The organism is Stenotrophomonas sp. GQ19, assembly GCF_059758695.1.
Genome location: NZ_JCAXES010000005.1, coordinates 65,249 through 87,006 on the forward strand (window position 1 = coordinate 65,249; position 21,758 = coordinate 87,006).

Genomic DNA, 21,758 nt, shown 5'->3' on the forward strand with positions numbered 1-21,758 from the left:
GCACCGGGCCGTGGCCACGCGCGGTGGCCGTGGAAATGTCGGGCGTCATGCTCACTGCCGTTGCGTGCCCGGGGCAGCCATGCGCGCACGTTGCTCGGCGCTCAATTCGCCCATGCCCACCACCTGCACCACGCTGTCGGGGTCGTAGCGGTCGTCGCCCTTGGCCGGGGTGACGCTGCTGGTCTCTTCGCCAAAGCCGAGCACCTGCACGCTGATGGTGGACGGCTGGGCCTGGCGCGTTTGTCGCTTGACCATGTCCTGCGCGGCCTGCACGGCGTTGTTGGCCGCCGCACTGGCCGAGGTCAGCGCGTTGACGTTCACTGCCACCACCATCGGGATGCCCACGGCCTTGCCCTGCACCTGGATGTTGTCGGCGTTGAGCACCTGCAGCGCGGCCAGGTTGACGTTGCCGGAGACACGGATACCCGCTTCGCCTGCATCGATGGTGCCCAGCGGTGCGATCAGATCGATGTCGCCCGGCGGCACTTCGGCGATCGGGTTGAGGGTGGCGATGCCGGCACCGGTAGTGGGCGTGTTCGGCGACAGGCTGACGTTGCCCACGCTGTCGTAGACGCGGCGCTGCGGGGTGTAGACCACGGTGGTCTTGCTGCCGCGTCCGGCGTTGATGTCGCCTTCTGCCGACCAGGCCAGCACGTTGCCGCCGAAGGTGGTGAAGATGCGGCTCTGGCCGAGCAGCAGGCTGCCACGCGCATAGATGTTGATGTCGCCCTCGCCCTGGGTGAGCACGCCCGAGCCCGCCCCCGGCACGAACCCGCCATCGACACCGACCAGCGCGCGCCCACCGGGCACCAGCAGGCTGATGTCGCCGCCGAAATCGGTATGGATGCCGGCATCGTTGACCCGGTAGAACGGCAGGCCTTCGCTGGGACGACCGGCGGCGATCCACTCGGCCTCGGTCACGTAGCGCTTGCCCGGCAGCGGGCGGCGGGTGGCCACCACGTCGCCGGTTTTCTCGAAGTACTGGGCGCTGCTGAACATGGTGAGGTCGCCGCGGTAGGCGATCTCGCTGCCGGTGGCGTCCTTTGCCGGCAGCAGCGTGGCGATGGCCTCGCGGCCGCGCAGGTAGCTGCCCTCGCGCGGGCCGTCCACGTCGGTGTACTCGCGTCCGCCGGCCTTGAGCTCGGCGTAGTACACGTTGCGCAGGAACGCGCTCTGTTGTTCGGCCGGCAGCTGCGCGAAGAACGCCTGCGCGTCCATGCGGGCCGCGTCGAAGTGCAGGCCACGGCCGTTGGCACCGCCGAAGCGGGCGGTGAGCCAGTTGACCAGATGCAGCTGGCTGTCCTGCTTGAACTCGCGGGCCAGGTCGCGGTTGGCCACGCCGGTGGCACCGCTGGCGGTGGCGGCATCGCGCGCCTGGTCCAGGGTCTGCTGCTGTTGGGCCAGGAACGCGCTGGCACCGGCCTCGTCACCGCCGTAGCCGAACTCGCTCTTCAGCCACTGCGCCAACGAGGTGGCGCCGCCATACACGCGCACCACCTTGCCGGCCTGTTCGCCCAGCGCGCGGTTGGGGTCGGCCAGGTTGGCCGCGTCCAGGTAGCGCGCGGCGAAGCCGGTCCAATCCGCACCGTGCGGGCCCACGCCGGCCGCCACGGCAATGGCGGCCCCGCTGCTGCGGTCACCGGCGGCTGCGTTGGCCACCGGGCCCAGGCTGCGCAGTTCGCCCTTGTCGGCCATGTACAGGTCACGGCCGGCGCTGATGTCGAGCAGGCCGGGGCCGGCGATGTAGAAGGTGCTGAAGCGGATGTCACGCCCGGCCTGCACCACTGACACGTCATCGGCGCTGGTGTGCACGATCAGGTTGCCGCGCGCGGTGCCGGCGGCGATGGCGGCCGGCTTGGGCGGCGCAGAAGGATCGCCGCCCTTGAGCTGGTTGAACCAGCCCAGTGCGCCGTTGTTGTTGCCGTACACCGTGCCCACGTTGTCGAACGCACCCAACGGCGTGCCTGAATTGACGATGTCGCGCCCGGCACGAATGGCCACCGCGCCGCCGCCGTCGTACCAGGTGGTGGTGTCGGTCCGGATGGCACCGTTGCTGAGCACGTTGTTGGTGGTGGTGACGATGCTGCCGGTGCGCAGGCCCACCAGGTCGCCGTTGACCGCGTAGTAGCGCGAGGGCGTCTGGCCCACGTACACATGGCCCGATGCGCTGGGTGCGGTGAACGCGAACAGCGGGTACACCTGCGACGAACTGCTGGGCTCGTCGCCGGACAGCAGCACGCTGGGTGCCAGGCCGGTGGGGCTGACGTTGTGCACGAACCCGCGGCCGTACCAGAGCGTGTCGACCAGGCCCACGAAACCGGGATTGAACGGGCTGGGCAGCGCGGTCGGGTCGGCGCCGGACATGTTCAGACCAATGCCATTGGCATAGATCGAGCCGGCCGCCAGCAGTTCCAGCTGGCCGGTACCGTGCGCGGTGAAGACATCGTCCACCGGCGACGGCGCCAGCACCACGCCGGCCACGAAGTACTCGTTGTTGGTGCCCTGGGTCGGCGCGGTGCGCGGGGTGCCGTAGTAGATGCTGCCGCTGGCGGCGGTGGCACGCAGCACCGAGGGATACACATGGTTGCCGTCGGTGGGCTGGGCGTCGGTGCGGGTGTTGCGGTCGTGCATGGCCAGCGACGGGGTGAGGTTGCCACCGGCGGCCATCAGGTCCACCGCGGTGGACGGCGTCCACAGCGAGAACCAGCTCCAGCCACCGTCCTGGTAGGCCGTGCCGTCCACGCTGAAGGGCGTGCCGTTGTTGAACTGGGCCACGCGGCCCGGATCGGTAACGGTGCCCAGCACCAGGTCGCCGCGCGCATCCAGGCGTGCACCGGCATCACCGAGCACCAGCACCGGGCCGCCCGCCGCCGTGGCGGCCGTCGCGCTGTACATGTCGTACGGGCGCGATTCTTTCGCGTCCTGGCGGCTGCCGTAGCGCAGTTCCACCCCGCCGACGGCACCGGCTTCCAGCCGCAGCGCACCGCGCAGGTTGGTGAAGCTGCCGTTGAGCTCCAGGTGATGGAGGTCGTTGACGGTGACCAGGTTGGCCACCGGCGGGCTGTTGCTGCCGGTGTACGAACGCAGCGCAGGGTCGGGATTGAGTCCGCCGCCGATGCGGATGTCCAGGTCGCCGCCGCCGGTCTGCACCAGGGTGCCGTCGGCGGTGACCCGGCCGGTGCTGGCCACGGCCAGGTTGAGACCGGCGCTGCGGTTGATGAAAACTCCGCCGTGGTCACCCCGGCCCTGCAGCATGCCGGCATCGCCGGCCGCGTCCAGCACCAGGTTGCCACCGCCAAGCGTGCCGAACCCGGTGAAGCCGATCAGCCGCGGCATCTCCACGAAGTTGTTGTAGTAGTTGGCGCCGCTAGCCGCAGCCACGTAGGTGCCGAAGTTGATCCACCACGCGGTGGGCAGGCCCTCGGCCCCGCCCTGCACGCTGCCCGTGCCCTGCCGCCACAGCCAGTTGCCCACCGCGGCAGTGGAACTCACCCGATCGGTGGCAATGCCCAGCGCTTCGGGACGCAAACTGCTGCTCGGTCGCCCCAGGCTGTCGCCGACGATGGTGCCGCCGGCGCGAAGCAGCAGGTTGCCGCCCGCCTCGGGATACCAGGCCTGGTACAGGCTCTGGCTGCCGCCGTCGACCAGGTGTTCGAACACGCTGCCCTTGTCGCCGAGCACGGTGTTGCCGATCGGGTTGGAGGGATTGGGCGTCACCAGCGCACGCGGCTGGTTGTACGGATCGCGGCCTTGGGCGGGCAACACCGCCGACGGCGTACCGGCGGTGTACACGCCGTACAGCGAGGTGGTGGCGATGTCGCCGCCGGACACCAGGCGCAGGTCGCCGGTGCCGGTACGCACCACGCTGGGCAGCTGCTCGCGGCCCGGCAGCGTCTTGAATTCCTTGTCCGGTGGGACCTCCGGCGAATCCACGGCGGCGAGGCCCTCGTAACCGAGGTCGTTGAGATTTTCCGGGCCGCTGTAGATCAGGCCCAAGCCAATCAGTTCGGTGAGCTGGTCGTCGGTGAAGCCAGACCCGGAGGTCGGCACGAAACTCAGGATGTACTCACCGAAGAACACGTTGATCATTTCGACGAACAGGTCGGCATCGCCCCAGACATAGGTGGCCGGCGAGCCGGTGCCAGGAATCTCCACCACCGCGCCGCCCTGCCCGTAGTGCGGGTCGGACAGGCGCAGGCTGCCGGTACCGGCGCGGTCGATGGTGAGGCGGTCGGCGCCGGCCAGGTCGGCGCCGGCCACCAGGGTGATGTCCCACGATTGCGAACCGGCCGCCAGCATCGGCGCCAGCGCCCAGATGCGGCCCTGGTTGCCGTCGGCGTCGGTGGGGCGCAGGTTGACCGTGGTGGCACCGCCGGGCAGCTTGACCTCGGTGTCGCTGGGAATGAAGGCGCCCTTGGCCAAGCCCAGGTCGGTGGCCAGGGTGACCAGGTTGCCGATCGGCGAGGCGGGCAAGGCCACGCCTGCCGGCCAGGTCATCGCCGCGATGCGCGCGGCCATCGGCAGGCGCAGGCCGGCGGACAGCTGCGCGCCCTGCGGCAGCGTGACCGCGTCGGCCAGCACGGTACCGGCTGCGTACAACAGCGCGCCGGAGGCATCGTGCACCGCCGCGCCCAGCACCGTTCCCTTGGCCAGGGCCAGCGGCAGCGCCAGGCGCGCATCGGCCGGCAACAGGGTGCCGGCGGCCATCTGCATGTCGCCGATGGGCAGGTCGTAGTTGAGCACCTTGCCCGAGTTGAACACGCTGCCGGCCGCCAGGGTGACCAGCCCGCCGTGCGGCACCACCACGTCGCTGCCGAACAGCTGGCGGCCGGCGGTGAGGTACCAGCCGTTGTCGTCGAAGGTGCTGCCCAGGCGGCTGCCATCGAAGCCATCGCTGATGCTGCCGAACACCTCCAGGTCGCCTTGCGCGCGCAGCACCAGCGCACCGGCTTCACCGGAGCCGCGCACGCTGCTGCGCGCCAGGGCGGGGTTGAGGCTGGCGTAGCGGTGGGCGGACAGGTCCAGGTCACCGTCCACGTGCAGGTTGCCGTCGGCGTTGACGCCCAGGTTGGCCACCACCTCCACACCGGGGCGCAGGTGGAACGCATCGCCGTAGCGGCGCAGGCCGGCCAGGCGGGTGTTGACCAGCGCGCTGTTGCCCAGCGCGGCGTCGATGAAAGTGCTGCTTTGCGCGTGCAGGCGGTCGAGGTAGGCCTGGTCGATGACCTGGTAGCTTTCGCCGGTGGTGGTGTGTTCGGTGCCGGCTGCCGCGCTGTTGTCGGTGATGAAGGCATTGAGCTGGATCGCCCGCGCGCCGTCGATACCGATCGTGCCGCCGGCATCGATGGCCACGTCGTTGCTGCCCACGCGCGGTGCGTTCAACGCCACCGTGCCGTAGCTACGGTCGCTGCCGGCCACGCGCAGGTCCATGCGGGCGCCGCTGGCAATGGCCAGGGTGCCGCTGCCGGCATCGATGTCGATGCTGGCGCGGTTGGGCGCATCGATCGCCACGCCGTAGCTGTCACGGCGCAACACGCTGGCGCTGGCGTCGAGCACCGCCGTGCTGCCCAGGCTGACGCCCTGGCGCGCGGACAGGCGGATGCTGCCGGCCTGTTCGCCGCTGGCATCCACGGTGCCGTTGACGGTGAGCTGGCCGTTGTCCAGGCCGATGTCCACCGCGTGCGCCACCACCTCGTCGCCCAGCACCAGGTCGCCCTGGCCGATGCGGAAGCTGCGCGCGCCGGTCACGCCATCGCGGGTGAGGCGGGTGTTGAGGCCGCTGAAATCGGCGATGGACTGGCCATGCAGGTCGATCCGACCGGCGCTGTAGGGCACCTCGGTGCCGCCGGCGTCGTAATGGCCGCTGCTGCCGCCCAGGAGCGCGCCGGCCAGGTCGATGGCACCGCTGGCAGCACGCACGCTGAGCGCGCCGGCGCGGTTGTTCTGCGCGGCCAGGTCGATGCGCGCACCGGCCGCCTGCTGCACGCTGCCGCTGCGGCTGTCGATCACCACGTCCCCGCCCCAGCTGTACTTGGCGGTGTCGAAGAAGGCGATGCGGCGACCGGCGAGGTCCAGCTGCGCACCGTCGGCCAGGCGCACGTCACCCTGCGCGGCCAGGCGGAGCTTGCCGCTCGGCAGCAGCACGGCGGTGTCCAGCAGCAGACTGCCGGCGCGGCTGTCCAGGGCGATTTCCGCACCCAGCGCGCCGGCCAGGGTGGCGTTGTCGGGGCGGGCGGCGGCACCGTTGCCGGTGACCTGCAGGTTGCCGCCGGCGGTGATGGTGTTGACCGACCCGGCCGCGCCGGTAAGCAGCGGGGTGGTGATGAACAATTCGCCGCCACGGCGTGCATACGACCGCGTGGCCGGGTCCCAGTCGCCCTGGGTCTCGAACACGCTCAGGCTGCCCTTCTGGTTGGCGGTGAGGCGCTCGCTGGCGTTGAGGTGCACACCGGCAAAGCCCAGTGCGAGACGGTCCTGCGTACGCACGGTGTCCGGCTGCGTGCGCGGGCCGTAGCCCAGCACGATCTCGCGGGCGTCCACCACCAACTGGCCGTGGCCGGTGCCCGGACCGTCGGCAATGATGCTGCCGGCCGGCGCCAGCGCGCCGCTCCAGACCAGGGTGTCGGTCTGGATGCGGGCCACGGCGTCGGCATCGCCGTATCCGTAGATGGCCGGCGTGCCCAGCACCAGCTGCTTCAGCGCAGATTTTCCGGTGACCGCATCGAAGGTGGACAGCGACACGTCGCCGTAGAAGTTCACCGACTCGCGTGCGGTCAGCGACAGCGCCTCCAGCGCCGGTGCCCCCACGCTGGTGTCGCCCAGCAGCAGGCGGCTGAGCACGTCCTGGTTGAGGGTCATGCCAGAGGGCAACGTACCGCGCGCCGTGGCGTCGGCAATGGCCTCGGCACTGCCGACATTGATGCCGCCCACGGCCAGGGACAGGTTGCGGGTGCCGTAGCGCACCGCATCGCCGAGCACGAACCGGTTGTCGGTGGCGGTGGCGATGGTGCCTTCGGAGTACAGCCGGGTCTGGCCGGTGCAGGTGTCGCCCACCGCGCACGCGCCGATCTCGATGCTGCCGGCGCCATTGCCCTGGGTGTCGGGCGCGTCGGGTGCCAGCAGGTTGATCTGGCCGTTGGACACCGCCAGCAGCGCATTGCGGCCGGGGGCGTAGATGTAGCCCTGGGTGGCGTCGTAGGCGGCCGCGCCCTGGCCCAGCGTGTTGATGCCCGCGCCCTGCTCCAGCACGATGCCGCCGGCCTGGCGGCCGGTCATCAGGAACACGTCGGCGGCCTGCAGCTGTGCACCGGCACGCAGCACGATGCTGTTGCTGCCCGAGCTGCCCTCGAGGGTGATCACGTTGGCCGACTGCAGCGAGCCGGTGCCTGCGTTGGCATAGGTGCTGCGCAGCTGCCCGCCGATTTCCAGGCGTGCCGCGCCGATGCGGTTCAGCTCGCTGGCATGCACCGACACGCCGTTGAAGTCCGCGCTGGCCTGGCCGCCATCGGCGAGGATTTCGTAGTTGGTGGCATTGACCAGGCGGGCCACCGAACCGGTGCCACCGCTCGCCGGTGCGTCCAGCACGGTGGCGTTGAACTGCAGCGGCGGCAGGTCCAGCCCGCCGGCCACGGCCGGAGGGGTCACGTTGAAACTGATCGCCTTGGCGTCGCGCTCCAGCAACGGGCGCGGTGCGCCTTCACGCGCGGCCTGCTGCAGGGCAAAGGTTGCGTAACTGGTTTCGTTGTACTGCGCGTAGCTGCGCAGGGTATCGGCGGCGGTCACCACCAGCTGGGTGGGCAGCACGTCGCTGCTGCCGGTGTTGGCAATACCCAGCCGTGCCGAGGTGCTCCACGAGCCGTTGCGCATGGCCTGGGTGGTGCCGAAAGCCGCCGCGCTGCCGGCCAGGCCGTTGAGTTCCACCCGGAACGCGCCGGGCAGCAATGCATAGGTGGACGGCAACAGGGTATAGGTGCCGGCCGGCAAGCCCGGCACACCGGCGCCGATGGTGACCTGCTGGCCGATGGCCGGGTCGCCGGCGCCGCGCTCGCTGCCCAGCGGCGCCTGCCCGGCCTGCACGCCCGGCACGATGGCATACACCGGGTTGGTGGCCAGGCCCGGCAGGGTGAAGCCGTCGCGGCCCATCTGCACCAGCGGGTGCAGGCGCGCGTCGGTGGAGCCGCCGCGGCCGGACAGGAACGCCGCACCGGTGAGTTCGCCGCCGCCGGACAGGTCCAGCACCGCGCCTTCCTGCGCGTTCACCGCGTGCGAGCGGAACTCCACCTTCGGTTCGCCGCCCACGCCCTGGTAGGCCACGTCCACGCCGTTGTAGTTGTAGACCAGCCCATCGACCGTGCCGCCGTAGGGCATCACCAGGCCCTTGGCGCTGACCGAGGTCATGCTGCCCGGCAGCAGGTTGACCACCCCGGTGTGGCCGGTGCCGTCGGCGCGACCCAGGGTGATGGTGCCCAGCGGCGCGCGCAGCACGCCGCCCTGGTTGATCACCGCCGCGCCGAAGCTCATGTTGCCGAACACGCTGTACGGCTGCGGCGGCAACGCGGTGCCCACGCGCTGGATGTCCAGCACGCGGTCCGGGTCCAGTTCGGTGGTCAGCGCGCCCCACTCGTTGTACGCGCTGCGCAGGCCCACGGTGACGTTGCCGCTGCCGTAGATCTGCGCGGCCGCCAGGGTGGTGTTGCCCGGCGAGAACAAGTCGGCGGCGCGCAGGCGCAGGTCGCCCTGGCTCTGGATGCGCACCGTGCCGAAGGCATCGCGTTCGACCACCAGCGGATCGACGGCGTTGCGCACGATCTCGCCCTTTGCCCCGAAGCCGACCGCGCCCACCACGTCGACCAGGTCGCCGGCGAAGGTGATCGCCGCGGCGTCGGCCAGCGTGGCCACGCCCAGCGAACCGGTGGCCGGGGTGGCATTGCGCGACCCGGTGACCGGGTTGGGCATGATCGTGTTGTCGATCTGGCGACGTGCCGCGCCGGACAGCCGCAGGTACGGTGCCTCCAACCGGACCTGGCTGTCGCGTGCGGCGTCGGTGGCCAGGCCCAGCGCGCTGGCGGTGAGGTACAGCGCCTGGCGCATGCTGAGCGCCACGTTGCCGTCGAAATCAAGCAGGCCGTTGACGTACAGCGAGGCGGTGTCGAAGCCACCGGCCTGGATGGCATCCACGCCGTAGCGCGCCTTGCCGTAGGCCAGGGTCGGGTCGCGTTCACCGGCCACCACGTCGGCCCCCAGGCCGCTGCCGCTGTACTGCTGTTCCATGATCAGCTCGCGCGGTATGCGCACGCCATCGTCCACCTCGGCGCCCTTGCTGGTCCAGCGGTCAACCTGGCCGTAGACCGGGGTTTCCAGGTTCAACGCCAGCGTGCCGCCTCGCGCACCGCTGCCACCGGCGGCGGCATGCAGGCGGCCATCCACGAACAAGCCATTGCTGGCGCTCAGCGCGATCACGCCGCCGTGGCTGGCCACGGGGGTCTGGCCGAGGCCGGGCAGGTCCAGCACCGCCTGCGCGCCGGACGCCTCCAGGCGGGCGCCCTCGCGCACCACCACGAACGCATCGATGGCCGGAAGGTCGCGCGAGGCCAGGTCATGCCGCGCGCCGATTTCGATGGTGCCGCCGTCCAGCACCTTGCCCTGGCGGTCGCCCGTGGCACCCAGCGCGGTGTAGGCGGCGCCGGACACGTCCAGCAGGGCGTGCTCGCCGATCCAGATCGAGCGCGCGTTCGGCATGCCGTTGGGGCGGTTGAGCAGCGGGCCTTCGCCCAGGTCGCCGCCGAGAACGCTGATGCGGCCACCGCGTGCCTGCAGCGTGCCGTCGAGGGTGATCTGCGCATTGCCGGTCAGCTGGATGGCCTGGCCCGGATCCACCGTGATCCGGCTGCCCGTGCCGATCTCCAGGTCAGCGGCGTTCTGCGCGGTACCGGCCGTCAATGACAGGCCCGCGCCCTTGCGCAGCGTCACCGCGCCCGTTGCCGGATCATCCTGCTGCAGCGGCGGCAGCCAGGTCGACAGCGCCCCGTGCGGATCCTCGCCGCTGGCCAGTGCACGCGCGGCGGCGAGGTCGACCTGCAGCAGCGGCATGGCCACCTCCAGCTGCGCACCGTCCACCACCGACACGCCGTCGCGGCCGATCACGTTGTACTGCTTGAAGCCGGACTGGAACAGGCCGGTGTCCAGCGCCAGGAACGACTGCACCGGCACTTCGCGCTGCCACACCGTGCCCACCGGCAGGCGTGTGCCGGCCGGTACCGTGATGGCGGCGGTGGCCACGCTGCCGGCGGTGTAGCGCGAGGTCTGCGCCGGAATCGGCAGGCCACCGGGGAACACATTGGCCGGCACCACGTAGCCGGCCTGCAGGTCGGCAATGGTCCACAGCGTGGTGCCGGCCGGCAGGATCTCGCCGGCGTAGCGCACGGGGCCGTAGTTGGCCAGCTGCACGGTGGTGGGCAGCACCCACGCCGCCTGGGTGGTGACCGGCTTGGTGCTGCTCACTTCCGGCCGCACCGTCACCGGCATCGGCTTGCCGCCGGACACGTGGGTAACGGTGATGGAGAAGGTCAGCGGAATGATGTCGCCAGGCTGCAGGATGACATCGGCGGCCAGGCGCACCGGCAGGGTGCTGGCCTGCCCGGCGGCCAGGTGTTCGACGGCGTCGGGGATGTCGCCGCCGATGCTCACCAGCGTGCCGTTTTCGATGTTGAGCGCGCCGCCGCCCTTGACCCCGTGCGCGCGGATGCTGCCATCCAGCGACAGCACGCCGCTGCCCATGTTCTGGCCGGCGGCCAGGGTGACGTTGCCGCCCTTGCCGCCCGCCACGTCGCCGTCCACGCCCATCGCCGCGCCGGAAGACACATCGATCAGGCTGCCCTTGCCCAGGCTGACGTTGCCGGTGCTGCGCAGCGACACGCTGCCGCCGTCGACGAACGGCAACCCGGCGATGGACGCCGGATCCTGCCATTGGTTGGTCCACAGGCCGCGCGCATCGAGGGTGATGTTGTCGCCCACCATGACCTGGTGCAGCAGCGTGTCGCCCGGGCGCGCACTGATCGGCAGATCGAGCCACGGCGTACCGGACGCCGTGTGCTGCACCACCATGTCGCCCAGCGCGATGCTGCCGCCACGGGCGCGCAGGTCGGCGTTGATGCGCACGTCGCTGGCATGCAGGGCGATGCTGCCGCCGTGCGCCACTTCGACGGCCTGGTCCACGTTGATGCCGGCGTGCGCGTACACCGCCACGCCACCGAACGCCTGCGCGTTGAGCCACGCCGCGTCCAGCGCGATCGTGCCGGCGTCGGCGTGGGTGCCCTCACCGACGGTGACCCGCTCGACCAGCGGCGCAGGGCTGAAGCGCTGCTGGCCGCTGTCCTTGTCGTAGAACGGCAGGTAGCCGCCCACCACCAGCTGGCCCTGGCGGGCCACGCTGGTCTGCGCCTGCTGGTAACCATCCAGCGCGGCGTCGCGCGCACGCTGCTGGCGCTCGCCCTGGAAGGTGGTGGTGTCCACCTCGCCCTGCAGCTGCGCCTGGGCGGTGGACACGATCAGCCGGCCGGCGTCGCGGCCCACGGTGTAGCCGTTCTCCAGCTTGCGCTGCGGCGCGATCAGCGGGTTGTAGTAGAACGCGGTGTTTCCCCAGCGCGCGTGGGTGTCTTCAAAGCCGCGGTACAGGCCGGTGTAAAGCAGGTCGCCGGGGGCGGTGGAGGCGTTGTACAGCGTGCCGTCGGCGCCCTTGAGGTGGGTCAGGTTGACGTAGCCGGTCTGCACGTCCAGCGCGCCGCCGGACAGGTTGATGCTGGACCCGCGCGCGGTGGCCACGTTGCCACCGCTGAACTGCACGGTGCCGCCCTGCGCCGACCACTCGCCGATGCCGTGCCCGGTGACGCCCAGGTAGCCGCCTACTTCGAGCAGGCCGCCGGCGGTGTACCAGCGGTCGGCCTCGTAGCCGTTGGTGCCGGCCGGCACCAGCACCAGGTCGCGGCGGTCCAGCCAGATGTTCTTGCTGTTGAGCGATTTATCGTCGCGGTTGAGCGGCGCGTCGCGCTGCTCGTTGCCCTGCACGTTGATCTGGACGTTGTTGGCTTCCATCGCGATCTTGACGCCGACGTAGCCGGCCACGTCGATGCGCGCGCCCTCGCCCACCGTACTGCTGCCCACGGCATCCACGAACACCTGGCCGCCGGTGGCCAGGGTGAGGCTGCCGGCCTCGAAGCCGACGTCGCCGCCGCTGCTGACCTGGACGAGCGACTGGTCACGGCGGTGGGCAATGCCGTCACCCAGCTTGTCCGAGTCCTGCACCAGGGTTTCGCGCTGCACGTCCAGCGCGGTGGTGGCGCTGGGGTCGAGCACGATCGCGGTGGTGCTGCCCTCGCCGAACGTGACCCGGCCGGTGGTGTCGCTGCGCTCGGTCTGCAGGTGCACGGTGCCGCGCGTATGCACCGAGGTGGTGGACAGCAGCGTGCCCTGCTGGCGCACGTCGTGACCGGCCAGGGTGATGTCACCGGTGCTGGCCTGGACCAGGCCGGTGTTGCTGACCACGCCGCTGGCGGGGGCTGCATCGGCAGCGGCCGCCACCGGGCTGCGCAGCGTGTTGACCACGTTGCCACGGGTGGTGGAGGTCAGGTTCTGGTCGGTGCCCAGGCCCTTGCGGATCACGAACGCATCGCCAGCGGCCAGCGTGGTCTGGCCGTTGGCGGTGGTGATCTGGCCGTGGTTGTGCACCTGGCGGCCCAGCATGAGCACATAGCCGCCGCCGTCGGTGACCGAGGCCGGCACGTGCGTGGTGATCTGCGCGCCGCGCTCCACCACCACATCGCCGCTGGCGGCGGCATGGCTGAAGCTGCTGGCGGTGGTGGTCACCTCGTTGCCGAAGGTGGGAATGAAGCCGCTGCCCTGCGCGTCGCTGTACAGGCCCTTGCGGAACTGCGCATCGCTGATGTTCACCGCCGCGGCGGCCAGATTCTTGACGTTGACCTGGCTGCCGCCGTCGAACACCACGCCGTTGCGATTGACCAGCATCACCGTGCCCTGGCCCTGGATACGGCCGAGGATCTGCGAGGGTCGCGCGGAGGGGTCATTGACCCGGTTGAGCAGCGACCAGCCGGCCTGCTGGTCAAAGTCGACCACGGTGTTGCGGCCGACGTTGAAGGTTTCCCAGTTGAGGATGGCCTTGTCGGCGGTCTGCGCGATGCTGACGGTGGTGGTGCCGTCCTTGCTGCTCTGCACCGGGCCACTGGCGTTGGACCAGCCGCGGGTCAGCGCGTCGTCGTCCACCTTCAGGCCACCTTCGCCCAACCCGTCGGGCACGCTGCCGGCACGCAGGCGCGCGGCATCACGCGCGGTCTGCTGCATGCGCTGCTGCATGGCGATGGCCTGCGCGGCGGTGTTGAGATTGTCCAGCGAGGTCTTGAGCGTGTCGCGCGCCTTCTGCGCCTGCGCATCGGTGCGCGCCAGGTTGGACGGCATGCCGTTGGGCAGGCGGCCGCTCTGCACCGCGTTCTGCTGCTGCACGCCCTTGTTGGCGAACCACGCCGGGCTGAAGGCCTGCTGCGCGGTGGCGCTGGCCACCACGCCGCCGGCCACCAGCATCACTGCGATGGCCTGCGCCAGCGGACGTACCTGCGGCGTACGCAGGGATGCACCGACAACCGAACCGTTCTGCTGCTTCACCATCGCCGTCACCCGTCGCAATATCGTTCGCTGATAAGGACAAGCGCAGGTCACCGCGTTACGCGGCACGCCTTTCCCTGGCAACGGGAAACAGCGTGACAGGGCAATGCGTTGCGCTTGTTACGCTGGATAAGACGCGGATAGGTGGCAACGACTGAACCGTTGCAACAAAAAATTCATCTGCACATGACGCCACTGCGATTTGTGCCGTGCGCGTCATCGCGCTGTCATCGCGGTGTGCTGCAATCGCGCACGGATGCGCGGCGCGCTCAGCCGAGCAGGACCACGCCGCCGGGCATGTGCACCACGCGCGCGCCATACACGTCGCGGACCAGGTCGATGAAGGTGTCCAGGTCACGCAGGGGAATGCGCGCCTGCACCCGCCGCGCCTGCAGCGCCGTGCCGGTGATGACGATGCGGCCGGGGCGGTAGCGGTTGATCTCGTCCACCACGTCGGCCAGTGGCTGGTCATCGGCCACCAGCCAGCCCTGGCGCCACGCGTCGATGCGGTCGGTGGCCACCTGCGCGACCGAGGCGATGCGGTCGCCGCCCAGGCGCGCCTGCCAGCCCGGCTGCAGCGTGACCGTGCGCGTGCCGCGCGTCAGCGTGGCGCTGCCGGCCAGGCAGGTGACGCGCGCGTCGGCACCGACGCAACGCACATTGATCCGCGCGCCGGCGGCCGGCGTGACCCGGGCACCGTCGACATGGATCGCGAAGTCGGCGCTGCCGCGCGCAGGCACGCTGAACTGCGCTTCGCCCTGGCCCAGTTGCAGGCCGGTGCCGCCGTCGACGCGGCGCAGGTCGGTGCGGGTGCCCATGGCCACCGCGACACCCTGGATCTCCAATGTGCGCTGCTCGCCGGTGGCGGTGCGGAAGTCGGCCCCCAGCGCGTCCATCTCCGGCCACATGCCCAACGGCGAGCGCGCCATCAGCCAGCCGCCAGCGGCGGCCGCCACGGCACCGCCGAGGAACGCGCGGCGCGTGCGGTTGACCCGGCTGCGCGGGCGCGCGTGGGCGGTGGGCACGGGCAATGGCAGCGACGCGGCGGCGGTGGGTGGTGCCGCGGCGACGTTGCCGGCCTGCAGTGCGGGGCCCAGCGCGTTCCACAGGGCACGCGCCTGCGCGAATGCCGCCGCATGGCGCGGGTCGAGCGCACGCCAGCGCCGGAAGGCATCGGCATCGGCCTGGGTGACGGGCGCGCCCTGCAGGCGCAGCAGCCAGTCGTGCGCCTGCTGCTGCAGGTCGGGCGGAATCACGGTGGAGGCAAGCGGGTTCATACCAGTCATGACGGTTTTCCGGCGCCGGGACCGAACCGCTGCACCAGCGGCCGGTCCAGCCGTGCGGCGCAATGCTGCAGCGCCTTCTTCAGGTCTTTGCCGATCATCCGCGCAGACACGCCGTGTTCGGCAGCGATGGCCTCGATGGGGCGATGTTCCACGCGGGCGGCAATCAGGATGGCGCGCTGGCGCGCGGGCAGTTCGCGCAGTGCATCGGTGAGCGCGCTCATCTCCGCACGGCCAAAGGTGACCGTGGCCGGGTCCAGGTGGTCGGTGCCCTCTTCCATCAGCGCCTCCACCTCGGCGCCGGTGAGCACCCGGGCGTGGGCGCTGCGCTGATCGCTGGCGGCGTTGACCGCCATCCGGAACAGGTAGGCCACCGGATTGCGCTGCGGCTGTGCGCCGCCCATGCGTTCCACCCGCAGCCAGGTTTCCTGCAGCGCATCCAGCGCCAGGTCGTCCGAGCCGAGCCGCCGCCGCAGGCGCTTGCGGAACGCCTCGTAGTGTTCCAGCAGCACGCTGCCCAGGCTGCTCACGGCGGGCCCTTGCAGGGCACCGTTGCGTTCGCGCTGCGCGGCAGCAGCTGCAGCGTAATCGGCTGCGGCAGGCCACTGGGCAGGCCCGGCAGCGCAAGCCCGCGCACGCGGGCCAGCAGCGCATCGTCGCGCGCGGTATCGCCGCTGCCCTGCAGCAGGGTGCTTTTCTCAACGCGGTGGTCGGCATTCAACCAGAGTTGCAGCACGGCACGGTAGCTGCCCGGGCGCGTGGCGCGGGTGCCGCACAGCGCCTGCTCAAGCGAGCGCTGGATGATCCGCGCGGCGTGTGCCGGCACCGTGCCTGCCGAAGCGGCGGGCGCGTCCGACGGCGCGGCCGCGGCAACCGCATCGGCGGGAACCAGAGTGAAGGCCGCGCCGTCGACGAAGCGCGGCGCCAACCCGGTGCCTTCCAGCAGGGTCTGCAACGCAGGCAGCGGCGCAAAGGTGCCCTGGACCGGCGTGGAGCGCAGCCCACCCAGCAGATGCGCATCGATCAGTACCGCCACCCCGGTGATCTCCCCATACGACTGCAAGGCGTGCGGCAACGGTTGTGCCGGTATGTCGAAGCGACGTGGCGTGCCGCTGTCGTCGACACCGGCGGCTGCCGCGCACGGCAGCCACAGGCCCAGCGCGGCACTGCACATCGCCCCCAGCGCCAGCCCCAGCAGCGGTCGCGGGCGGGCCCGCGCCCCGGTGTCATCAAACTGCATGCAAGACACGCCAGCATCAGAACGCCAAGCCGGTCACGTTAGAGCGGCTTCATTGCAGCGCGGTGACAGACATGATGCAGAACATTTCACGCAGGGGGTGCGCGGTGCTGGCCTGTGCCGCGCTGTGGCTGGGCCTGTACGGCCCGGCCGCACGGGCAGGCGACGCGGCCGATGGCACCGGCTGCATCGAGCTGGAGGTCAATGGCGAGCGGATCCGCGATTACGCCTGCATGAGCCGGATGTTGGCACCGGCGGCAACCACGGCGACCCCGGCAACTACGGCCCCGATGGCCGCCGAACAGCGTGTGCGCCAATCGCCCAGTGCGCTAGGGCTGGCCAACCGTGCCGCCACCCAGCAGCGCATGGGCACCAGTTTCGGGGTGTCCACCCAACCACAACGGCCTGCCCCGCCGCCCGCACCGGTGCGTCCGTGAGCGACTAAGGAACGGTGGCTAAGGAACGGTGGCTTCGGCCGGTTGCATCCCCAGCCCCAGGCGCAGCGGCTGGCGCATGCCGGGCGGCGGGGGTCCGGGCAGGGGCGCATGGTCCAGCACGGCGCGCAGGTCGGCGTCGGCCTGCGCATCCCCCAGCGAGGCGAACTGGCTGCGGATCACCGTGCCGCCGGCGTCGATCCACAGGCTCACCACCACTGGGGTGGCCGGTGCAGTCGTGGGGTGCTGCTGCAGGAACGCCTGCAGGCGAACCACGCGCGGGTCGTCGGTGCGCGCAAGACGTTCGGCCAGCGCGGTGCTGGCGCTGCCGGCATAGGCCTGCCATGTGGCGGGCACCGCAGGTTCGGCGGTGCTGCCGGTGCTGGCCGCAGCCAGCCCTGCCAGTACCAGCCAGCCCCGTATGCGGGCGCCGCCCCGCCATTGCCACACACCCATCGCGCTTGCTCCGTCACCGTGTCATGAACCCGGACCGCGCGCCGCCGCGTACTGCGGGGCCCGACGGTGGCCGGGTGGGCATGTACTGTGCGCAGCCTGCGTGACAGTGCGATGGCGGACGGCGTCGGGGTGCACCGACCGTTGGTCGGTGCGCCGTTGCTCAATACGTCCCGTCGAACGCAAAGATCGGCTTGCGCTGCTTCCACAGCCCGGCGGTGAAGTCCGGGAATTCCAGCGTCTGGAAGCTGTTGGCGATGGACTGCTCCGACAGCGGGGTGATCGCACTCCAGGTGATGGCGTCGTAGATGTCGATCGGCATCGGCGCGCGGGCCTTCAGGGCCTCAACGAACGCATGGATCACGAACCAGTCCATGCCACCGTGGCCGGCGCTGGCGGCGGTGTCGGCGTGCTGCTTCCACAGCGGGTGCTCGTACTGGTCCTGGTAGGCCTTGAAGTCTTCCCACTTGTGCGGCGGGCTGCGGCCTTCGATGTGGATGGACTGGTTGACGTCCATCCACAGGCCCTTGGTGCCCTGCACGCGGAAGCCCATCGAGTACGGGCGCGGCAGCGAGGTGTCGTGCTGCAGGATGATCGTTTCGCCGTTCTCGCAGGCCAGCGTGGTGGTCACCACGTCGCCGAGCTTGAACGCCACCTTGGTGCTGGGGTGGGTGGTGCCGCCGCTCTTGGCGACGGTGTAATCGTGCAGGCCACGCGCCTTGCTGGCGAAGGCGTTGATGTGGGTGAAGCGGTTGCCGCGGTTGATGCCGGTGTACATGGCGCACGGGCCGATGCCGTGGCTGGGGTACAGCTCGCCGTTGCGCTTGACCGAGTGCTCGGTGCGCCAGCGCGCTTCGGACCAGCCCTTGGCGCCGAACTCCACGCCACTGTCATAGGGCTGGTTGGGGTCGCCCGAGTTGAACTTCACCCCGCGCAGGTCGTGCTGGTAGCCGGCCTGCAGGTGCACCAGCTCGCCGAACAGGCCCTGCCGCACCATCTGCAGCGCGGCCATCACATCGCGCCGGTAGCAGACGTTTTCCAGCAGCATGTACGGGGTGCCGGTGGACAGCTGGGTCTTGAGCACGTCCCAATGGTCCTGCAGGGTGATGCCGGCCACCACTTCACAGCCAACCGCGATCCTGGCCTGCATGGCCGCGATGGCCATCGGGGCGTGGTACTCCCACGGGGTGGCGATGACCACGCCGTCCAGCCCGCGCTGTTCCAGCAGGCGCTTCCAGGCATTGACGTCGCGGTCCTGGCCGTAGGTCTTCGGCGCCGGCTTGCCGGCCTTGGCCACCATCTCCACGGCGCGGCCGAGCATGATCGGTTCGATGTCGCACAGCGCCACCACCTCCACGTCGTCGCGGCGCACCAGTTCCTTCAGCAGCACCTGGCCGCGCATACCCGTGCCGATCAGGCCCAGCCGCACCTTGCGCCCGCGCGCCCAGGCCGGTACCTGCGGCAGCAGGCTGCTGGCGGCGACGGCGGCGCTGGCCGCGATGAATTCCCTACGTTGCATGGAACACTCCTCCTCTTGAGACCGCGCCGGCGGGGGCCGGCGCGGTGGAACCGTCAGAACTTGTAACCGACGGTCAGACTGTAACCACGACCGAAGATGGTCGCGTAATCGCTGGAATCGCCCAGGAAGCTGTTCGGATCGTAGAACGGCAGGCGGTCGAACAGGTTCTTGACGGTGAAGCCCACGTTCCAGTGGTCGTCCGGGCGCCAGGCCACGCTCAGGTTGGCCGTCCACCACGACGGGGCGCCGTCGCACTTGCTCTGCTCCACCGGCAGGTAGCCGGCGGTGCAGGTCTGCGGGTTGTTGTCTTCTTCATCGATCTGCTGGAGCGCCCACTTGGTGCCGCCCACGTAGTTGATGAACATGCTGGTGGTGACCTGCTTGTAGCTCCAGTCGGCGTTCAACGTGGCCCGCAGGCGCGGGTTGTTGTAGTACCCCACCAGGTCACCGTAGTACCAGCCGCTTTCGTCGTCCAGGTAGGAGCGGTTGCGGTTGGCGATGGTGGCGGCCACACCGATGTTCAGGTTGCCCCACTCGCCCAGCGAGAAGCGGCTGCGCGCGTCGATGTCGAAGCCGTCGATCAGGGTCTTGCCGCGGTTCTTGTACTGCCCCACCACGCTGGCCACGTTGCCGGTGCTGTAACCGGGCAGCGTGCCGGGGCAGCTGACGCCGCTGGCCGGGTCGGCGCACATGGCCGCCAGCGCCGCCTGGTTGGCGCGGTCGGCTTCGGTGATCGGCGAACGGGTGGAGGAGATGATGTCTTCGTCGCGGGTGTAATCGGGTGCGACGATTTCGTTGGTGCGGTAGATGAACCAGTAATCGGCCGACACCGACAGCCACGCGGTGGGTTCGTAGACGAAGCCCAGCGTGGTGATCTTGGCCTTCTCCGGCTTCAGCTCCGGGTTGGGCTGGGTCATGCGCGCCACGGTACGGCTGCAGTCGCTGTTGAGCAGGGTCTTGCCCAGGTCCACGTCACCGCCGCGCTGGGATTGCAGCAGCAGGTTGGCAATGGCGTTGGTCTCGTTGCAGCGCACTTCGTCCCGGTAGCCGCCGAGCTGGGCGAACACACCGCCGTTGCCGGATTCGGCCAGGCTGGGGGCACGGAAGCCGGTGGAATAGGTGCCGCGCAGCATCAGCTGGTCGAACATCTGGTACTTCAGGCCCACCTTCGGGGCCAGGTTGGCGCTGAAGTCGGGGTACTTGTCCACGCGCAGCGCCGCGTCCAGTTCCAGCTTCTCGGTGAGCGGGGCCACGGTTTCGGCGAACAGCGCGTAGGTGTTGCGCTTGCCGTCGAACCAGGAGCCGCCCTGCTGGGTGATCAGGCCGTTGGCCGCGTCCGGGTTGCCGGGGGTGTAGAAGGTTTCGCGGCTGGCATTGAAGCCGAAGGCCGCGCGCACTTCACCGGCGGGCATCTGGAACAGCGGGCCTTCAATCTTGCCGTCCAGGGTGTGCAGGCGGGTCCAGGACTGGATGTCGAAGGTGGGGAATGCTTCGCGGATCAGCGCCGCGTTGGCTTCGCTGTATTCGCCGAATTTATAGGCCGGGTGGTCGGAGATGATCACCCGCCCGGTGCCCGGGTCGACGCTGTACGGGCCAAACGCCTTCTCGAAGCCGGCCAGGTTGACGTTGGTGGTCTGGTAGGTCACCGAGTGGCTGCCGGCGGTGGCAAAGGCGGTTTCCCAGTTCCAGTCGCCCACGTCGCCCCGCAGGCCGGCCACCACGCGGTAGCTCTGGTCGGTGTTGCGCTGGCCGAAGTGGTTGGCGCCCACGTCCTGCAGCAGGTATTGCAGGCCCACCACGCCTCCCATCAGGGCTTTCAGTTCGGGCGAGGCGTGGTTGTATTCGTTGTTCGGGCCCAGGTACGGGTACAGGAACTGGTTGACCGTGGTGCCGGTGTTGCGCGAGAACCAGCTGGTGGGGTTGCCGGTGGTGGTGCCGTAGGCACGGGGGGTGCCGCCGTTGGCGGTCAGGTCGATGTCGGTGTAGGTCGCTTCGGCGAACGCCTCGGTGCTGTCGCCGATCAGGAAGTGGGCGTTGACGTAGGCGGTGTTGCGCTCGGACTTGGCACCGGCGTCGATCTCGTTGTTCATCCACGTCTCCCAGATACAGCGCGGGCCGGCCGCTTCACTGGTGAGCACGTTGTTGCAGCCCGGCGCGGCTTCCTGCACGCGGCGACCGGTGACCGGGTCGAAGGCGAAGTAGCTGCCCGGGTTGAACTCGCCCGGCTTGCTGCCGGTGCCCAGGCGCAGGTTGGGCAGGTAGTTGGGATTGTTGACGTAGTACTGGGACGGGCGCTTGTCGTAGAAGTCGCTCAACGGAATCGCATCGCGCCGGTACAGGTTGACCGAGGCGTATACGTTGTAGCGGTCTTCATCCAGGTCGCCGAAGCCGGCGGTGATGCTGCCCTGGTGTTCGCCGTAGGAGCTGATGCGCGACGATTTGTCGGTGGTGAGGTTGATCTCGGCGCCCTGGTAGGAGCGCTTGGTGATCACGTTGATCACCCCGGCCACCGCGTCGGTACCGTACACCGCCGAGGCGCCGTCGGTGAGCACTTCCATGCGTTCGATCGCCGCGGCGGGAATCGCATCGATGTTGACGAACTGGGTCTGGAAGCCGGCGGGCGCGCCGTAGTACGACAGGCGACGGCCGTTCAGCAGCACCAGCGTGCCCTGCGCGCCGAGGCCGCGCAGGTTGGCCTGCGAGGCGCCGTCGGAACCGGTGAACAGCGAACGGGAATCCTGCTGGGCTGGCCGCGCGGCGGGCAGGTTGTCGAGCACCTGCAGCAGCGTGCGCGCGCCCATGTTCTCGATGTCCTGCTTGCTGATCACCTGCACCGGCGAGGCGGTTTCCACGTCGCTGCGGCGGATGTTGGAGCCGGTCACTTCAATGCGCTGCAGCTCGGTGGCCTTGGCAGCGGGCGCGGCCTCCTGCGCACCGGCGTTGCCGACCACGGCAAGGGCCAGGCCCAGTGCGATGGACAAGGGGGTAGCGGGGATGCAGCGATGGCGATGGCGTTCGGTCAACATCTTTGTCTCCTTGTTCGATCCGCAGCGTGGGGCTGGCGGTGGATGGGTGTTTTCGGGCAAACGTCCCCCGTGCCGCGGCCACACGGCCGCAGACGGGAAACGGAGAGAGCTGTTTTTTTGAAAGCGTGTTGCGTC

At 70.0% G+C, this 21,758-nt stretch carries 8 protein-coding genes; 1 reads left to right on the plus strand and 7 read right to left on the minus strand.

The annotated features are described in order from the left end of the window. Positions 1–51 precede the first annotated feature (51 nt). The 4 genes from AC6CHL_RS11450 to AC6CHL_RS11465 all read right to left on the minus strand — a co-directional run bounded on the left by AC6CHL_RS11450 (position 52) and on the right by AC6CHL_RS11465 (position 16,194). Entirely contained in the window at positions 52–13,674 is a 13,623-nt protein-coding gene (locus AC6CHL_RS11450; RefSeq protein WP_498294415.1) for a filamentous hemagglutinin family protein, read from the minus strand. 266 nt (positions 13,675–13,940) lie between these two features. Next, a complete protein-coding gene (locus AC6CHL_RS11455; protein ID WP_498294416.1) occupies positions 13,941–14,957 on the minus strand; it encodes a FecR family protein in 1,017 nt (338 codons plus the stop codon). After that, a complete protein-coding gene (locus AC6CHL_RS11460) occupies positions 14,954–15,484 on the minus strand; it encodes an RNA polymerase sigma factor (RefSeq protein WP_241658990.1) in 531 nt (176 codons plus the stop codon). Before AC6CHL_RS11460 ends, AC6CHL_RS11455 begins: the two co-directional genes overlap by 4 nt. Continuing rightward, the gene (locus AC6CHL_RS11465) at positions 15,481–16,194 is read right to left on the minus strand and encodes a TonB-dependent outer membrane receptor (protein ID WP_498294418.1); all 714 of its coding nucleotides are present in this window, start codon (positions 16,192–16,194) and stop codon (positions 15,481–15,483) included. The genes AC6CHL_RS11460 and AC6CHL_RS11465 overlap by 4 nt, the downstream gene beginning before the upstream one ends. Positions 16,195–16,265: 71 nt before the next feature. Between AC6CHL_RS11465 and AC6CHL_RS11470 the strand changes: the two genes are divergently transcribed. Beyond that, positions 16,266–16,628, plus strand: coding sequence for a hypothetical protein (locus tag AC6CHL_RS11470; RefSeq protein ID WP_498294419.1), 363 nt, complete (start codon positions 16,266–16,268; stop codon positions 16,626–16,628). Positions 16,629–16,646: 18 nt separating this feature from the next. On the opposite strand, the gene AC6CHL_RS11475 is transcribed toward AC6CHL_RS11470, so the two are convergent. From AC6CHL_RS11475 to AC6CHL_RS11485, 3 genes are all read right to left on the minus strand, one after another. Further along, the gene (locus tag AC6CHL_RS11475; protein ID WP_498294421.1) at positions 16,647–17,081 is read right to left on the minus strand and encodes a hypothetical protein; all 435 of its coding nucleotides are present in this window, start codon (positions 17,079–17,081) and stop codon (positions 16,647–16,649) included. A 160-nt stretch (positions 17,082–17,241) separates the two neighbouring features. Beyond that, positions 17,242–18,597: a Gfo/Idh/MocA family protein gene (locus AC6CHL_RS11480; protein ID WP_038685707.1), complete on the minus strand. Its 1,356-nt coding sequence runs from the start codon at positions 18,595–18,597 to the stop codon at positions 17,242–17,244. A 53-nt stretch (positions 18,598–18,650) separates the two neighbouring features. Beyond that, positions 18,651–21,623 carry a TonB-dependent receptor domain-containing protein gene (locus tag AC6CHL_RS11485; RefSeq protein WP_463601901.1) on the minus strand — a complete coding sequence of 991 codons (2,973 nt, stop codon included), beginning with the start codon at positions 21,621–21,623 and terminating at the stop codon, positions 18,651–18,653. Positions 21,624–21,758: the final 135 nt, after the last annotated feature.